Annotated in this window: 12 protein-coding genes; all 12 read left to right on the forward strand. The window is 70.7% G+C overall.

Translation table 11 applies throughout. The annotated features are described in order from the left end of the window. Window positions 1-5: 5 nt before the first annotated feature. The 12 genes from ACWFR4_RS34415 (at window position 6) to ACWFR4_RS34470 (ending at window position 15,270) form a co-directional block, all read left to right on the forward strand. A complete protein-coding gene (locus tag ACWFR4_RS34415) occupies window positions 6-1,292 on the forward strand; it encodes a dihydroorotase (RefSeq protein ID WP_453468151.1) in 1,287 nt (428 codons plus the stop codon). Continuing rightward, window positions 1,289-1,918 carry a PH-like domain-containing protein gene (locus ACWFR4_RS34420; protein ID WP_453468152.1) on the forward strand — a complete coding sequence of 210 codons (630 nt, stop codon included), beginning with the start codon at window positions 1,289-1,291 and terminating at the stop codon, window positions 1,916-1,918. The genes ACWFR4_RS34415 and ACWFR4_RS34420 overlap by 4 nt, the downstream gene beginning before the upstream one ends. After that, window positions 1,915-3,057 (forward strand): glutamine-hydrolyzing carbamoyl-phosphate synthase small subunit, encoded by a 1,143-nt coding sequence (carA, locus tag ACWFR4_RS34425; RefSeq protein WP_453468153.1) that lies wholly within the window; start codon window positions 1,915-1,917, stop codon window positions 3,055-3,057. The genes ACWFR4_RS34420 and carA overlap by 4 nt, the downstream gene beginning before the upstream one ends. Then, entirely contained in the window at window positions 3,050-6,358 is a 3,309-nt protein-coding gene (gene carB, locus ACWFR4_RS34430; protein ID WP_453468154.1) for a carbamoyl-phosphate synthase large subunit, read from the forward strand. The genes carA and carB overlap by 8 nt, the downstream gene beginning before the upstream one ends. Window positions 6,359-6,415: 57 nt before the next feature. Beyond that, complete coding sequence (locus tag ACWFR4_RS34435; RefSeq protein WP_453468155.1) at window positions 6,416-7,525, forward strand: quinone-dependent dihydroorotate dehydrogenase; 1,110 nt, start codon at window positions 6,416-6,418, stop codon at window positions 7,523-7,525. Then, window positions 7,522-8,367: an orotidine-5'-phosphate decarboxylase gene (gene pyrF / locus ACWFR4_RS34440; RefSeq protein WP_453468156.1), complete on the forward strand. Its 846-nt coding sequence runs from the start codon at window positions 7,522-7,524 to the stop codon at window positions 8,365-8,367. The genes ACWFR4_RS34435 and pyrF overlap by 4 nt, the downstream gene beginning before the upstream one ends. 481 nt (window positions 8,368-8,848) lie before the next feature. Next, window positions 8,849-9,172: an integration host factor gene (locus tag ACWFR4_RS34445; RefSeq protein WP_026246651.1), complete on the forward strand. Its 324-nt coding sequence runs from the start codon at window positions 8,849-8,851 to the stop codon at window positions 9,170-9,172. A gap of 58 nt (window positions 9,173-9,230) precedes the next feature. After that, a complete protein-coding gene (gmk, locus tag ACWFR4_RS34450) occupies window positions 9,231-9,788 on the forward strand; it encodes a guanylate kinase (RefSeq protein ID WP_116503433.1) in 558 nt (185 codons plus the stop codon). A 91-nt stretch (window positions 9,789-9,879) separates the two neighbouring features. After that, the gene (gene rpoZ, locus ACWFR4_RS34455; protein ID WP_005319902.1) at window positions 9,880-10,152 is read left to right on the forward strand and encodes a DNA-directed RNA polymerase subunit omega; all 273 of its coding nucleotides are present in this window, start codon (window positions 9,880-9,882) and stop codon (window positions 10,150-10,152) included. A 111-nt stretch (window positions 10,153-10,263) separates the two neighbouring features. Then, complete coding sequence (gene coaBC, locus ACWFR4_RS34460) at window positions 10,264-11,514, forward strand: bifunctional phosphopantothenoylcysteine decarboxylase/phosphopantothenate--cysteine ligase CoaBC (protein WP_453655974.1); 1,251 nt, start codon at window positions 10,264-10,266, stop codon at window positions 11,512-11,514. A gap of 249 nt (window positions 11,515-11,763) precedes the next feature. After that, window positions 11,764-12,972 carry a methionine adenosyltransferase gene (metK, locus tag ACWFR4_RS34465; protein WP_453466533.1) on the forward strand — a complete coding sequence of 403 codons (1,209 nt, stop codon included), beginning with the start codon at window positions 11,764-11,766 and terminating at the stop codon, window positions 12,970-12,972. A gap of 147 nt (window positions 12,973-13,119) precedes the next feature. Continuing rightward, window positions 13,120-15,270 (forward strand): primosomal protein N', encoded by a 2,151-nt coding sequence (locus tag ACWFR4_RS34470; protein WP_453466531.1) that lies wholly within the window; start codon window positions 13,120-13,122, stop codon window positions 15,268-15,270. Window positions 15,271-15,341: the final 71 nt, after the last annotated feature.

Raw genomic sequence — 15,341 nt, forward strand, 5'->3', positions numbered from 1 at the left:
GAACCATGAGCAAGATCCTTATCCGTGGTGCGAAGGTGCTCGGCGGCGAGCAGCAGGACGTCCTGATCGACGGCTCCGTCATCGAGGCGGTCGGCACCGGCCTGTCCGCCGAGGGCGCCGAGATCGTCGAGGCCGACGGCAAGGTCCTCCTGCCGGGCCTCGTCGACCTGCACACCCACCTGCGCGAGCCGGGCCGCGAGGACTCCGAGACCGTTCTCACCGGCACCCGGGCCGCCGCCTCCGGTGGCTACACCGCCGTGTTCGCGATGGCCAACACCTTCCCCGTCGCCGACACCGCCGGCGTCGTCGAGCAGGTCTACCGGCTCGGCCAGGAGTCCGGCTACTGCGACGTGCAGCCCATCGGAGCCGTCACCGTCGGCCTGGAGGGCAAGAAGCTCGCCGAGCTCGGCGCCATGCACGAGTCCGCCGCCGGCGTCACCGTCTTCTCCGACGACGGCAAGTGCGTGGACGACGCGGTGATCATGCGCCGCGCCCTGGAGTACGTGAAGGCCTTCGGCGGCGTCGTCGCCCAGCACGCGCAGGAGCCCCGCCTGACCGAGGGCGCCCAGATGAACGAGGGCATCGTCTCGGCCGAGCTCGGGCTCGGCGGCTGGCCCGCCGTCGCCGAGGAGTCGATCATCGCCCGCGATGTGCTGCTCGCCGAGCACGTCGGCTCCCGCGTGCACATCTGCCACCTCTCCACGGCCGGCAGCGTCGAGATCGTGCGCTGGGCCAAGTCCCGCGGCATCGACGTGACCGCCGAGGTCACCCCGCACCACCTGCTCCTCACCGACGAGATGGCGCGCACGTACAACCCCGTCTACAAGGTCAACCCGCCGCTGCGCACCGAGCGCGACGTCATGGCCCTGCGCGAGGCGCTCGCCGACGGCACGATCGACATCGTCGCCACCGACCACGCCCCGCACCCGCACGAGGACAAGGACTGCGAGTGGGCCGCGGCCGCCATGGGCATGGTCGGGCTCGAGACCGCCCTGTCCGTCGTGCAGCAGACGATGGTCGAGACCGGGCTGCTCGACTGGGCCGGCGTGGCCGACCGCATGTCCGTCAAGCCCGCGCAGATCGGCGGGGCCAACGGCCACGGCCGGCCCGTCTCGGCAGGTGAGCCCGCGAACCTCGTCCTGGTCGACGCCGATTACCGTGGAGCCGTGGACCCCGCCGGCTTCGCCTCGCGCAGCCGCAACACGCCCTACGAGGGGCGTGAGCTCCCCGGGCGCGTCACGCACACGTGGCTGCGGGGCAAGGCCACGCTCGTCGACGGGAAGCTCGCGTGACACGACTGACGCAACCACTGGCAGTGCTCGCCGCCGAACAGAAGTCGGCGGACGTGACGGACTGGCCCGACCGGATCGGCTGGATCGTCGGACTGCTCCTCTTCATCACGCTCGTCTACTGGCTGATGCGCCAGGGGTGGAAGTGGCGCGGCACCCTCCAGGGCGACCTGCCGCCGCTCCCCGCCGCGCCGTCCGCGCCGGGTCCGGCCAGACTTGAGCTGAGCGGCCGGTACCACGGCTCCACGACCGCGGGGCAGTGGCTCGACCGCATCGTGGCGCACGGTCTCGGCACCCGCAGCCGCGTCGAGCTCACGCTCACGGACGCGGGTCTGGACGTCGTACGCCCCGGAGCCACGGACTTCTTCATCCCCGTCGCACAGCTGCGCGAGGCCCGGCTCGACAAGGGCATCGCCGGCAAGGTCCTCACGGAGGGCGGTCTCCTGATCGTCACCTGGGGGCACGGCGACAAGCTGATCGACTCCGGCTTCCGCTCCGACCACGCGGCGGAGCAGGCCGAGTGGGTCGAGACCCTCAACAACATGATCGACACGAACAGCACAAGCAGTACAAGCAACACAAGCAGCACGAGCAGCACGACCATCACGACGGAAGGCACCGCACGATGACGACCTCCACCCGGGGAGCCGCCAACGCTCCCGCCGTACTCGTCCTGGAGGACGGCCGCATCTTCCGCGGCCGCGCCTACGGGGCCGTGGGGGAGACCTTCGGTGAGGCGGTGTTCAACACCGGCATGACCGGTTACCAGGAGACGCTGACCGACCCGTCGTACCACCGCCAGGTCGTCGTGATGACCGCCCCGCACGTCGGCAACACCGGCGTGAACGACGAGGACCCCGAGTCGAAGCAGATCTGGGTCGCGGGTTACGTCGTGCGGGACCCCGCGCGCGTGCCCTCCAACTGGCGCTCGCAGCGCTCCCTCGACGAGGAGCTGCGCAAGCAGGGCGTCGTCGGCATCAGCGGCATCGACACCCGCGCCCTCACCCGCCACCTGCGCGAGCGCGGCGCCATGCGCGTCGGCATCTTCTCCGGCAACGCGCTGCCCGACGTCGGCACGATGCTCGCCGAGGTGCGCCAGGCGCCCGAGATGAAGGGCGCGAACCTCGCCGCCGAGGTCGCCACCAAGGAGACGTACGTCGTCCCCGCGATCGGTGAGAAGCGCTTCACCGTCGCCGCCGTCGACCTCGGCATCAAGGGCATGACCCCGCACCGGATGGCCGAGCGCGGCATCGAGGTGCACGTGCTGCCCGCGACGGCCACGGCCGAGGACATCTACGCCGTCCAGCCCGACGGCGTGTTCTTCTCCAACGGCCCGGGCGACCCGGCCACCGCCGACGGCCCCGTCGCGGTCATGCGGGAGGTCCTCTCCCGGAAGACCCCGCTGTTCGGCATCTGCTTCGGCAACCAGATCCTCGGCCGCGCCCTCGGCTTCGGCACCTACAAGCTGAAGTACGGCCACCGCGGCATCAACCAGCCGGTGCAGGACCGCACGACCGGCAAGGTCGAGGTCACCGCGCACAACCACGGATTCGCCGTCGACGCACCGCTCGACAAGGTCTCCGACACCCCCTTCGGCCGCGCCGAGGTCTCCCACGTCTGCCTGAACGACCAGGTCGTCGAGGGGCTCCACCTCCTCGACCAGCCGGCCTTCAGCGTCCAGTACCACCCCGAGGCAGCGGCGGGCCCGCACGACGCGGCCTACCTGTTCGATCGTTTCATCTCGCTCCTGGAGGGCCAGCGTGCCTAAGCGCACCGATATCCAGTCCGTCCTGGTCATCGGTTCCGGACCGATCGTCATCGGCCAGGCCGCCGAGTTCGATTACTCGGGCACCCAGGCCTGCCGCATCCTGCGCGCCGAGGGCCTGCGGGTCATCCTCGTGAACTCCAACCCGGCGACGATCATGACCGACCCGGAGATCGCCGACGCCACGTACGTCGAGCCGATCACCCCCGAGTTCGTCGAGAAGATCATCGCCAAGGAGCGCCCCGACGCGCTCCTGCCCACCCTCGGTGGCCAGACCGCGCTCAACACCGCGATCTCCATGCATGAGAACGGCGTCCTCGAGAAGTACGGCGTCGAGCTCATCGGCGCCAACGTCGAGGCCATCAACAAGGGCGAGGACCGCGACCTCTTCAAGGGCGTCGTCGAGGCCGTCAAGGCCAAGATCGGACACGGCGAGTCCGCCCGCTCGGTCATCTGCCACACCATGGACGACGTCATCAAGGGCGTCGACACGCTCGGCGGCTACCCCGTCGTCGTCCGCCCCTCCTTCACGATGGGCGGCGCGGGCTCCGGCTTCGCGCACGACGAGGAGGAGCTGCGCCGCATCGCCGGCCAGGGCCTGACCCTGTCTCCCACCACCGAGGTGCTCCTGGAGGAGTCCATCCTCGGCTGGAAGGAGTACGAGCTCGAGCTGATGCGCGACAAGAACGACAACGTCGTGGTCGTCTGCTCCATCGAGAACTTCGACCCGATGGGCGTCCACACGGGTGACTCGATCACCGTCGCCCCCGCGATGACGCTCACCGACCGCGAGTACCAGCGCCTGCGCGACATCGGCATCGCGATCATCCGCGAGGTCGGCGTCGACACCGGCGGCTGCAACATCCAGTTCGCGATCGACCCGGCCGACGGCCGGATCATCGTCATCGAGATGAACCCGCGCGTCTCCCGCTCCTCGGCGCTCGCGTCGAAGGCCACCGGCTTCCCGATCGCCAAGATCGCCGCCAAGCTGGCCGTCGGCTACACGCTCGACGAGATCCCGAACGACATCACCGAGAAGACGCCGGCCTCCTTCGAGCCGACGCTCGACTACGTGGTCGTGAAGGCCCCGCGGTTCGCCTTCGAGAAGTTCCCGTCCGCCGACTCCACCCTCACCACCACCATGAAGTCGGTGGGCGAGGCCATGGCGATCGGCCGCAACTTCACCGAGGCCCTCCAGAAGGCGCTGCGCTCCCTGGAGAAGAAGGGCAGCCAGTTCACCTTCGTCGGCGAGCCCGGCGACAAGGCCGAGCTCCTGGCCGAGGCCGTCCGTCCGACCGACGGCCGTATCAACACCGTCATGCAGGCCATCCGTGCCGGCGCCACGCAGGAAGAGGTCTTCGAGTACACGAAGATCGACCCCTGGTTCGTCGACCAGCTCTTCCTCATCAAGGAGCTCGCCGACGGGCTGGCCGCCGCCGAGCGCCTCGACGTCGACCTGATCGCCGAGGCCAAGCGGCACGGCTTCTCCGACGCGCAGATCGCCGAGATCCGAGGCCTGCGCGAGGACGTCGTCCGCGAGGTCAGGCACGCGCTCGGCGTCCGCCCGGTCTACAAGACGGTCGACACCTGCGCCGCCGAGTTCGCCGCGAAGACCCCGTACTTCTACTCCTCGTACGACGAGGAGACCGAGGTCGCGCCGCGCACCAAGCCCGCGGTGATCATCCTGGGCTCCGGTCCGAACCGCATCGGCCAGGGCATCGAGTTCGACTACTCCTGCGTCCACGCCTCCTTCGCGCTGAGCGACGCCGGCTACGAGACCGTGATGGTCAACTGCAACCCGGAGACCGTGTCCACGGACTACGACACCTCCGACCGCCTGTACTTCGAGCCGCTGACGCTCGAGGACGTCCTGGAGATCGTCCACGCGGAGTCCCTCGCGGGCCCGATCGCGGGCGTCGTCGTCCAGCTCGGCGGCCAGACCCCGCTCGGCCTGTCGCAGGCACTCAAGGACAACGGCGTACCGGTCGTGGGCACCCCGCCCGAGGCCATCCACGCCGCCGAGGACCGCGGCGCCTTCGGCCGCGTCCTCGCCGAGGCCGGACTGCCCGCGCCCAAGCACGGCACGGCGACCACCTTCTCCGAGGCCAAGGCCATCGCCGACGAGATCGGCTACCCGGTCCTCGTACGCCCGTCGTACGTCCTCGGCGGCCGCGGCATGGAGATCGTGTACGACGAGACCCGCCTCGCCTCGTACATCGAGGAGTCCACGGAGATCTCCCCGTCCCGCCCCGTCCTCGTCGACCGCTTCCTCGACGACGCGATCGAGATCGACGTGGACGCGCTCTACGACGGTGAAGAGCTCTACCTCGGCGGCGTCATGGAGCACATCGAGGAGGCCGGTATCCACTCCGGCGACTCGGCGTGCGCCCTGCCCCCGATCACGCTGGGCGGCTTCGACATCAAGCGCCTGCGCGCCTCGACCGAGGCCATCGCCAAGGGCGTCGGCGTCCGCGGCCTGATCAACATCCAGTTCGCCATGGCCGGCGACATCCTGTACGTCCTCGAGGCGAACCCGCGTGCCTCGCGCACCGTCCCCTTCACCTCGAAGGCGACCGCGGTGCCGCTCGCCAAGGCCGCCGCACGCATCTCGCTCGGCGCGACCGTGGCCGAGCTGCGCGCGGAGGGCCTGCTCCCCAAGACCGGCGACGGCGGCACCCTGCCGCTGGACGCGCCGATCTCCGTCAAGGAGGCCGTGATGCCGTGGAGCCGCTTCCGCGACGTCCACGGACGCGGCGTGGACACCGTCCTCGGTCCGGAGATGCGCTCCACCGGCGAGGTCATGGGCATCGACTCGGTCTTCGGCACGGCGTACGCCAAGTCGCAGGCCGGCGCGTACGGCCCGCTGCCGACGAAGGGCCGCGCGTTCATCTCGGTCGCCAACCGGGACAAGCGCACGATGATCTTCCCGGCGCGCGAGCTCGTCGCGCACGGCTTCGAGCTGCTCGCCACGTCCGGCACCGCCGAGGTGCTGCGCCGCAACGGCATCAACGCCACGGTCGTGCGCAAGCTCAGCGAGGGCGAGGGCCCGAACGGCGAGAAGACGATCGTCCAGCTCATCCACGACGGCCAGGTCGACCTCATCGTCAACACCCCGTACGGCACGGGCGGCCGCCTCGACGGCTACGAGATCCGTACCGCGGCGGTGGCGCGCAGCGTCCCGTGCCTGACCACGGTGCAGGCCCTCGCGGCCGCCGTACAGGGCATCGACGCCCTCAACCACGGTGACGTGGGCGTCCGTTCACTCCAGGAACACGCGGAACACCTGACCGCGGCCCGCGACTAGCAGCCCACTGAGGGGGACATCGGAAACGGTGTCCCCCTCCGTGTGAGGACACCCACGATGTACAAACTCTTCTTCAACCTCGTCTTCAAGCGCATGGACCCGGAGAAGGCCCACTACCTGGCCTTCCGCTGGATCCGCCTCGCGGCCCGCGTCCCCGTGCTCCGCACGTTCGTCGCGGCCGTCCTCGCGCCCCGCCACAAGGAGCTGCGCACGGAGGCCCTCGGCCTGCGCATGCACGGCCCCTTCGGGCTCGCCGCCGGCTTCGACAAGAACGCCGTCGCGATCGACGGCATGACGATGCTCGGCTTCGACCACATCGAGATCGGCACCGTCACGGGCGAGCCGCAGCCCGGCAACCCCAAGAAGCGCCTGTTCCGCCTCGTGCCGGACCGCGCGCTGATCAACCGCATGGGCTTCAACAACGAGGGCTCCGCGGCCGTGGCGGAGCGCCTGGCGGCCCGCAGGCCCGCGTTCAACGCCACGGTCGGCGTGAACATCGGCAAGACCAAGGTCGTGGCCGAGGAGGAGGCGGCCGGCGACTACGTGAAGTCGACCGAGCGGCTCGCCGCCCATGCCGACTACCTCGTCGTGAACGTCTCCTCGCCGAACACCCCCGGCCTGCGCAACCTCCAGGCCACCGAGGCGCTGCGCCCGCTCCTGACCGCCGTGCGCGAGGCCGCCGACCGCACCGTCACCTCGCGCCGTGTCCCCCTCCTGGTGAAGATCGCCCCGGACCTGGCCGACGCGGACGTCGACGCCGTTGCCGACCTGGCGGTGGAGCTCGGCCTCGACGGGATCATCGCCACGAACACCACCATCGCGCGCGACGACCTCGGTCTGACCTCCGACCCGTCCCTCGTGAAGGAGACCGGCGGTCTGTCCGGCGCGCCCCTCAAGGCACGCTCCCTGGAGGTCCTCAGGCGCCTCTACGCGCGCGTGGGCGACCGGATCACCCTGGTGGGCGTGGGCGGCATCGAGAACGCCGAGGACGCCTGGCAGCGCATCCTCGCCGGCGCCACCCTCGTTCAGGGCTACAGCGCCTTCGTCTACGAGGGCCCCTTCTACGCCCGCGCTATTCACAAGGGCCTCGCCGCCCGCCTGAACACCTCGCCGTACGCCACCCTCGCCGACGCGGTCGGCGCCGACGTGAAGAAGGCCCACGCATGACGGTTCTCGAACCCTTCGGCGCCCGTCTGCGCCGTGCCATGGACGAGCGTGGCCCCCTGTGCGTCGGCATCGACCCGCACGCGGCGCTGCTGTCGGCGTGGGGCCTGAACGACGACATCGACGGCTTGGAGCGCTTCACGCGGATCTCGGTCGAGGCGCTCGCCGACACCGTCGCCGTCGTCAAGCCGCAGTCGGCGTTCTTCGAGCGCTTCGGCTCGCGCGGCGTCGCCGTCCTGGAGCGCGCCGTCGCGGACCTGCGCGCCGCCGGCACGCTCGTCGTCATGGACGCCAAGCGCGGCGACATCGGCTCCACCATGGCCGCGTACGCGGAGACCTTCCTGCACAAGGACTCCCCGCTCTTCTCGGACGCCCTGACCGTCTCGCCGTACCTCGGCTACGGGTCTCTGAAGCCAGCCGTCGACCTGGCCCGCGAGTCCGGCGCCGGGCTCTTCGTCCTCGCCCTCACCTCGAACCCGGAGGGCGGCGAGGTCCAGCACGCCGTACGCGCCGACGGGCGCAACGTGGGCGCGACGATGCTCGCCCACCTCGCCGAGGAGAACGCCGGTGAGACGCCCATGGGCTCGTTCGGCGCCGTCGTCGGGGCGACGCTGGGAGACCTGTCCTCGTACGACCTGGACATCAACGGTCCGCTCCTCGCCCCGGGTATCGGCGCCCAGGGCGCGACCCCGGCGGATCTGCCCGGCGTCTTCGGCGCAGCCGCGTGCAACGTCGTCCCGAACGTCAGTCGCGCCGTCCTGAAGGCCGGCCCCTCGGTCGCCGCCCTGCGCGAGGCGTCGGTTCGCTTCGCCGACGAGGTCCGTGCGGCGGTCGTCGCCGCCTGACCCGGTTCGAACGCCAGAAGGCCCCCGCACGCGCGTGCGGGGGCCTTCTGTATGCCCGTGAGGCATCCGGAATGCGGGCATCAGGTCACGGATTCGCAGCTGTTCTTGGTGCTGAGAGGTACTGAGAGGCGCTGCCGAGGTGCGAAAACGGTCCTCGCGGGGGCCCTCGAGAGCCTCCTTGACCATTCCGTGATGTTTCAGCGGGGCCTCGGGGAGGGGCTCGCGTCCGGATCCGGGCAGAAATCCGGGGTCATATGTCTGTAATGTCTGGCTCGACGGAGGCTGACCAGGACTTTTCGTCCGTTCTCGCTGACTCGGGCGGTCCTGGCCGCTAGTCTCCGTCGAGTGGGGGCACCTCCCACGCTCTCAAGGCAGTGGGGGAGAAACGGGCGAGCGCTTTGCTCGTTGCTCCCCAGGTGAGGGGCGACTAGGTTCCTCACCGGTCCGTATCCGACAGTTCGACATCCGAGGTGACGTAGGCGTGGCTCTTCCGCCCCTTACCCCTGAACAGCGCGCAGCCGCGCTCGAAAAGGCCGCCGCGGCTCGCCGGGAGCGGGCCGAGGTCAAGAATCGACTCAAGCACTCCGGCGCCTCCTTGCACGAGGTCATCAAGCAGGGTCAGGAGAACGACGTCATCGGCAAGATGAAGGTCTCCGCCCTCCTTGAGTCCCTCCCGGGCGTGGGCAAGGTCCGCGCCAAGCAGATCATGGAGCGGCTCGGAATTTCCGAGAGCCGCCGCGTGCGCGGACTCGGTTCCAACCAGATCGCGTCCCTGGAGCGCGAGTTCGGCAGCACCGGCGCCTAGTCCTCCGTGCCCGGACCGACTGGTCCGGGCACGCGGGGATAGCTGGAATAATCGCTGCATGAGTGAACGTCCGCGGCTGACCGTGCTCTCCGGCCCCTCCGGGGTCGGCAAGAGCACGGTCGTCGCTCATATGCGCAAGGAACACCCCGAGGTCTGGCTGTCGGTTTCGGCCACCACCCGCAAGCCCCGGCCCGGCGAGAAGCACGGTGTCCACTACTTCTTCGTCACCGACGAGGAAATGGACAAGCTGATCGCCAACGGCGAGCTGCTGGAGTGGGCCGAGTTCGCGGGCAACCGGTACGGGACCCCGCGCCGGGCCGTCCTGGACCGTCTCGAGTCGGGCGAACCCGTCCTCCTCGAGATCGATCTCCAGGGCGCCAGGCTCGTCCGCGAGTCGATGCCGGAGGCCCAGCTGGTCTTCCTCGCCCCGCCGAGCTGGGAGGAGCTGGTCCGCCGGCTCACCGGCCGGGGGACCGAGGCCCCCGAGGTGATCGAGCGCAGACTCGCGGCCGCCAAGATCGAACTCGCCGCCGAGGCGGAGTTCGATACGACCCTTGTCAACACCTCCGTCGAGGACGTGGCTCGCGAGCTGCTAGCCTTGATGAGAGTTGTTTGATCTTCGATCTATTTGTGATCTCGAATTCCGCCGGAGCGATCCCGCGTTTTCCTGATCACATGTGATCTTCAATCCCATCGGAAGGCAGAGAGTGTCCTCTTCCATTACCGCGCCCGAGGGCATCATCAACCCGCCGATTGATGAGCTGCTCGAGGCGACCGACTCGAAGTACAGCCTCGTGATCTACGCCGCCAAGCGCGCGCGCCAGATCAACGCGTACTACTCGCAGCTCGGTGAGGGCCTGCTCGAGTACGTCGGCCCGCTGGTGGACACCCACGTCCACGAGAAGCCGCTCTCGATCGCGCTCCGCGAGATCAACGCGGGGCTGCTGACGTCGGAGGCCATCGAGGGCCCGGCTCAGTAATCAATCAGTTTTCTTCACCACAGGCCCGGCAGCGCGACTGTCGGGCCTGTGGTGTGTCATGGAGTCGTACGTTCCCGAGTGCGGGAATCCGAGTGCGGGGAGGCACGGACGGTGGACAAGCCCAAGGTCGTTCTGGGGGTCAGTGGCGGAATCGCCGCCTACAAGGCGTGCGAGCTCCTGCGCCGGCTGACCGAGTCGGGACATGACGTACGCGTCGTGCCGACGGAGTCCGCCCTGCACTTCGTGGGCGAGGCGACCTGGTCGGCGCTGTCCGGCAACCCCGTCTCGACCGAGGTGTGGGAGTCTGTCCACGAGGTCCCGCACGTCCGCATCGGGCAGCACGCCGACCTCGTGATCGTCGCGCCCGCCACCGCCGACATGCTCGCCAAGGCCGCGCACGGCCTGGCCGACGACCTCCTCACGAACACGCTCCTGACCGCCCGCTGTCCGGTCGTCTTCGCCCCCGCCATGCACACGGAGATGTGGGAGCACCCGGCGACGCGGGAGAACGTGGCCACGCTCCGCCGCCGCGGCGCACTCGTCATCGAGCCCGCCGTCGGCCGCCTCACCGGAGTCGACACGGGCAAGGGACGCTTCCCCGACCCGGTGGAGGTCTTCGAATTCGTACGCCGGGTTCTCGCGCGCGGCGATCAGGCGACCGTCCAGGACCTCACCGGACGCCACGTCGTCATCAGCGCCGGCGGCACCCGCGAGCCCCTCGACCCGGTCCGCTTCCTCGGCAACCGCTCCTCGGGTAAGCAGGGGTATGCCCTCGCGCGCACGGCGGTCGCCCGCGGCGCCCGCGTCACCCTCCTCGCGGCGAACGCGGCGCTGCCCGACCCGGCCGGTGTCGACGTCGTCCACGTCGGGACGGCCGTGCAGCTGCGCGAGGCCGTCCTCGAGGTGGCGCCGGAGGCGGACGCGGTGGTCATGGCGGCCGCGGTGGCCGACTTCCGGCCCGAGACGTACGCCACAGGAAAGATCAAGAAGAAGGACGGGCAGGAGCCGGAGCCCATCGTCCTGGTCCGTAATCCGGACATCCTCGCCGAGCTCTCGGCGGACCGGCCGCGCCCCGGGCAGATTGTCGTCGGATTCGCCGCCGAGACGGACGACGTCCTCGCCAACGGCCGCAAGAAACTGGCCCGCAAGGGCTGTGACCTGCTCGTCGTCAACGAGGTGGGGGAGCGCAAGACCTTCGGCTCCGAGGAGAACGAGGCTGTCCTGCTCGGCGCGGACGGCAGTGAGACCCCGGTCCCGTACGGCCCGAAGGAAGTGCTCTCCGACACGATCTGGGACGAGGTCGTCCGGCTGCTGCCCATCGGCGCCGCGCGGGCCCAGGAGCGGATCTACGACGGTGAGTGAATGCCACTTTCGCTCCAGCGGAGGCCCCGAATCGCATGAAACCATTACAATTCGGACAGCTGCACCTCTTCCTAAGAGCGATCGTCGTACCGCAGAATGCAGTGCCGCTGGTCACAGCGCTCCCAAGTGGCGAGACGCGTGGTCCGACGGCCGAGAGTGACCGATAAACTGGTCACGGACGACGCCGGGCGCAGCTCCCGGCCGTCCGCAAATGATCAGCCAGCAGCCGCTGCAACCACAGGGAGCGTTGTGTCCCGTCGCCTGTTCACCTCGGAGTCCGTGACCGAGGGTCACCCCGACAAGATCGCTGACCAGATCAGCGACACCATTCTCGATGCGCTTCTGCGGGAGGACCCGACCTCCCGGGTCGCCGTGGAGACGCTCATCACCACGGGCCTCGTGCACGTCGCCGGTGAGGTCACGACCAAGGCGTACGCGCCGATCGCGCAGCTCGTGCGCGAGAAGATCCTCGAGATCGGTTACGACTCCTCGAAGAAGGGCTTCGACGGCGCCTCCTGCGGCGTGTCGGTGTCCATCGGTTCGCAGTCCCCCGACATCGCCCAGGGCGTCGACACGGCCTACGAGTCGCGTGTCGAGGGTGACGAGGACGAGCTCGACAAGCAGGGCGCGGGTGACCAGGGCCTGATGTTCGGCTACGCGTGCGACGAGACGCCCGAGCTGATGCCGCTCCCGATCCACCTCGCGCACCGCCTCTCGCGGCGCCTGTCCGAGGTCCGCAAGAACGGGACGATCCCGTACCTGCGCCCCGACGGCAAGACCCAGGTCACCATCGAGTACGACGGCGACAAGGCCGTCCGCCTCGACACGGTCGTGGTCTCCTCCCAGCACGCGTCGGACATCGACCTCGAGTCGCTGCTCGCCCCCGACATCCGCGAGTTCGTCGTGGAGCACGTCCTGGGCCAGCTCATCGAGGACGGCATCAAGCTGGACACCGAGGGCTACCGCCTTCTGGTGAACCCGACCGGCCGCTTCGAGATCGGCGGCCCGATGGGCGACGCCGGCCTGACCGGTCGCAAGATCATCATCGACACGTACGGCGGAATGGCCCGCCACGGCGGCGGCGCCTTCTCCGGCAAGGACCCGTCCAAGGTCGACCGCTCGGCCGCGTACGCGATGCGCTGGGTCGCCAAGAACATCGTCGCGGCCGGCCTCGCCACCCGCTGCGAGGTCCAGGTCGCGTACGCGATCGGCAAGGCCGAACCCGTGGGCCTGTTCGTCGAGACGTTCGGCACGGCCGCGGTGGACACGGAGAAGATCGAGCACGCGATCGGCGAGGTCTTCGACCTCCGCCCCGCCGCGATCATCCGCGACCTCGACCTGCTCCGCCCGATCTACGCGCAGACCGCCGCGTACGGCCACTTCGGCCGCGAGCTCCCCGACTTCACGTGGGAGCGCACGGACCGCGTGGACGCGCTGCGCAAGGCCGCGGGCCTCTAAGCGAAACCGCACGGCGGACGACGCCTGACCGCACGGCGGACGACGCCTGTACGTGAACGGCCCCGGACCGGTTCGGTCCGGGGCCGTCGCGCGTCCTCGCCCCCATCGCGGCGGCCGCTGTCAGTGCGGTCTGGTAGGAATTTGGCTGTGAGCAGCGAGAACGGGCAGGGCGACGGCGGCGGTGAGGGTGCGCCGCCCGAGCAGCTTGCGCTGATTCGGGAGACCGTGCGGCAGGCCAAGGTGCCGCGGGCCAAGCCGCGTACGTGGCGGGGGGCCGCCCTCGCCAAGGAGCTGCCCGTGGCGCGGGTGCTCGTGGACAAGGGAGTGCTGCATCTCGACCGGTACTTCGACTACGCGGTGCCCGAGGAGCTCGACGCCGACGCGCAGCCGGGGGTCCGGGTGCGCGTGCGGTTCGGCGCCGGGAAGCACTCCGTGCGGGACGGGCGCCGCGAGGGGGGCGGTCTGATCGACGGGTTCGTCGTCGCGCGGGTCGCCGCGTCCGAGTACCAGGGGCCGCTCGCCGCCCTCGCACAGGTCGTATCGCCCGAGCCCGTGCTCGGGGAGGAGCTGCTCGGTCTCACCCGCGCCGTCGCCGACCGGTACGCGGGAAGCCTCGCCGACGTGCTCCAGCTGGCCGTCCCGCCGCGGAACGCACGCGCGGAGAAGAAGCCGTCGCCCGAGCCGCTCCCGCCTCCGCCGGCGCCGGACGCGGGCAGCTGGCGGCGGTACGAGCGCGGGGCCGGATTCCTGGAGGCTCTCGCGTCGGGCGGCGCGCCACGGGCCGTGTGGACCGCGTTGCCCGGACCCGAGTGGGCCGACGAAGTGGCGCGCGCCGTCGCCGCGACCCTCTCCTCCGGGCGCGGGGCCCTGGTCGTCGTGCCCGACGGGCGGGCGGTCGCGCGGGTCGACGCAGCGCTGGGCGCCGTACTCGGCGAGGGACGGCATGCCGTGCTGACCGCCGACGCGGGTCCCGAGAAGCGGTACCGCGAGTGGCTCGGGGTGCGGCGTGGGTCGGTACGGGCGGTCGTGGGCACCCGGGCCGCGATGTTCGCCCCCGTGCGGGATTTGGGTCTCGTGGTCATCTGGGACGACGGGGACTCCAGCCACGCCGAGCCGCACGCTCCGCAGCCGCATGCGCGCGATGTGCTGCTGTTGCGGGCCGCGCACGACAAGTGTGCTTTTCTGCTGGGGAGTTGGAGCTGCACGGTCGAGGCCGCGCAGCTCGTCGAGAGCGGTTGGGCCGCACCCCTCGTCGCGGGGCGCGAGCAGGTGCGGGGTGCCGCACCCCTCGTACGGACGGTGGGGGACGGGGATCTCGCGCGCGACGAGGCGGCGCGGGCCGCGCGGCTGCCCTCGCTCGCGTGGCAGGTGGTGCGGGAAGGGCTGAAGAGCGGGCCGGTTCTCGTGCAGGTGCCGCGGCGCGGCTACGTACCGCGGCTCGCGTGCGAGCGGTGCCGCGAGCCCGCGCGCTGCCGCCACTGCGCCGGGCCACTGGAGGCGAGTGAGGGGACGTCCAGCCTGAAGTGCGGCTGGTGCGGCCAGGAGGAGAGCGCCTGGCACTGCCAGGAGTGCGGAGGGTTCCGGCTGCGGGCGCAGGTCGTGGGGGCGCGCAGGACGGCGGAGGAGCTGGGGCGTGCGTTTCCGGCGGTGCCGGTGCGCACGTCCGGGCGGGAGCAGGTCCTCGACACGGTGCCGGGGGCGCCGGCCCTGGTGGTGAGTACGCCGGGCGCGGAGCCGGTGGCCGAAGGCGGGTACGCGGCCGCGCTGTTGCTCGACGGATGGGCGATGCTGGGCCGCCCCGATCTGCGCGCGGGGGAGGACGCGCTGCGCCGCTGGATCGCGGCGGCCTCGCTGGTCAGACCACAGGGGGCGGGCGGCACGGTGGTGATCGTGGCCGAGCCGACACTGCGTCCCGTGCAGGCGTTGGTGCGGTGGGATCCGGTGGGGCACGCCGTGCGCGAGCTCTCCGAGCGGGCTGAGCTCGGCTTCCCGCCGGTGTCGAGGATGGCGGCGGTCTCGGGCGCGCCCGAGGCGCTCGCCGGGTTCCTGGCGGCGGTGGAACTGCCCGGTGACGCCGAGGTGTTGGGCCCTGTCCCGGTGCCGGACGCGGCGCCGGGACCGTCACGCCGCCCCGGGGCCCCGCCGCCTGGGGAGCACTGGGAGCGCGTCCTGGTCAGGGTCCCGCCCGGCAGCGGCGCGGCACTCGCGTCGGCGCTGAAACACGCGCAGGCGGCCCGGATGGCCCGCGGCGGCACGGAGCCGGTACGTGTGCGGGTGGATCCGCCGGACATCGGCTGACGTGGTGTGCGGGCTGGCGCGCCCGGAGGGCCGGTGGCAATCGGCCTGACCCGGGTGCCGCCCCGAAAGAA

This window comes from Streptomyces sp. NPDC055140, from assembly GCF_053607285.1.

What these genes read in the sequence shown, in the direction of transcription:
- ACWFR4_RS34415 (WP_453468151.1), top strand. Translation starts at nt 6, where the DNA reads ATGAGCAAGATCCTTATCCGTGGTGCGAAGGTGCTCGGCGGCGAGCAG.
- carA (WP_453468153.1), top strand. Translation starts at nt 1,915, where the DNA reads ATGACGACCTCCACCCGGGGAGCCGCCAACGCTCCCGCCGTACTCGTC.
- ACWFR4_RS34435 (WP_453468155.1), top strand. Translation starts at nt 6,416, where the DNA reads ATGTACAAACTCTTCTTCAACCTCGTCTTCAAGCGCATGGACCCGGAG.
- pyrF (WP_453468156.1), top strand. Translation starts at nt 7,522, where the DNA reads ATGACGGTTCTCGAACCCTTCGGCGCCCGTCTGCGCCGTGCCATGGAC.
- gmk (WP_116503433.1), top strand. Translation starts at nt 9,231, where the DNA reads ATGAGTGAACGTCCGCGGCTGACCGTGCTCTCCGGCCCCTCCGGGGTC.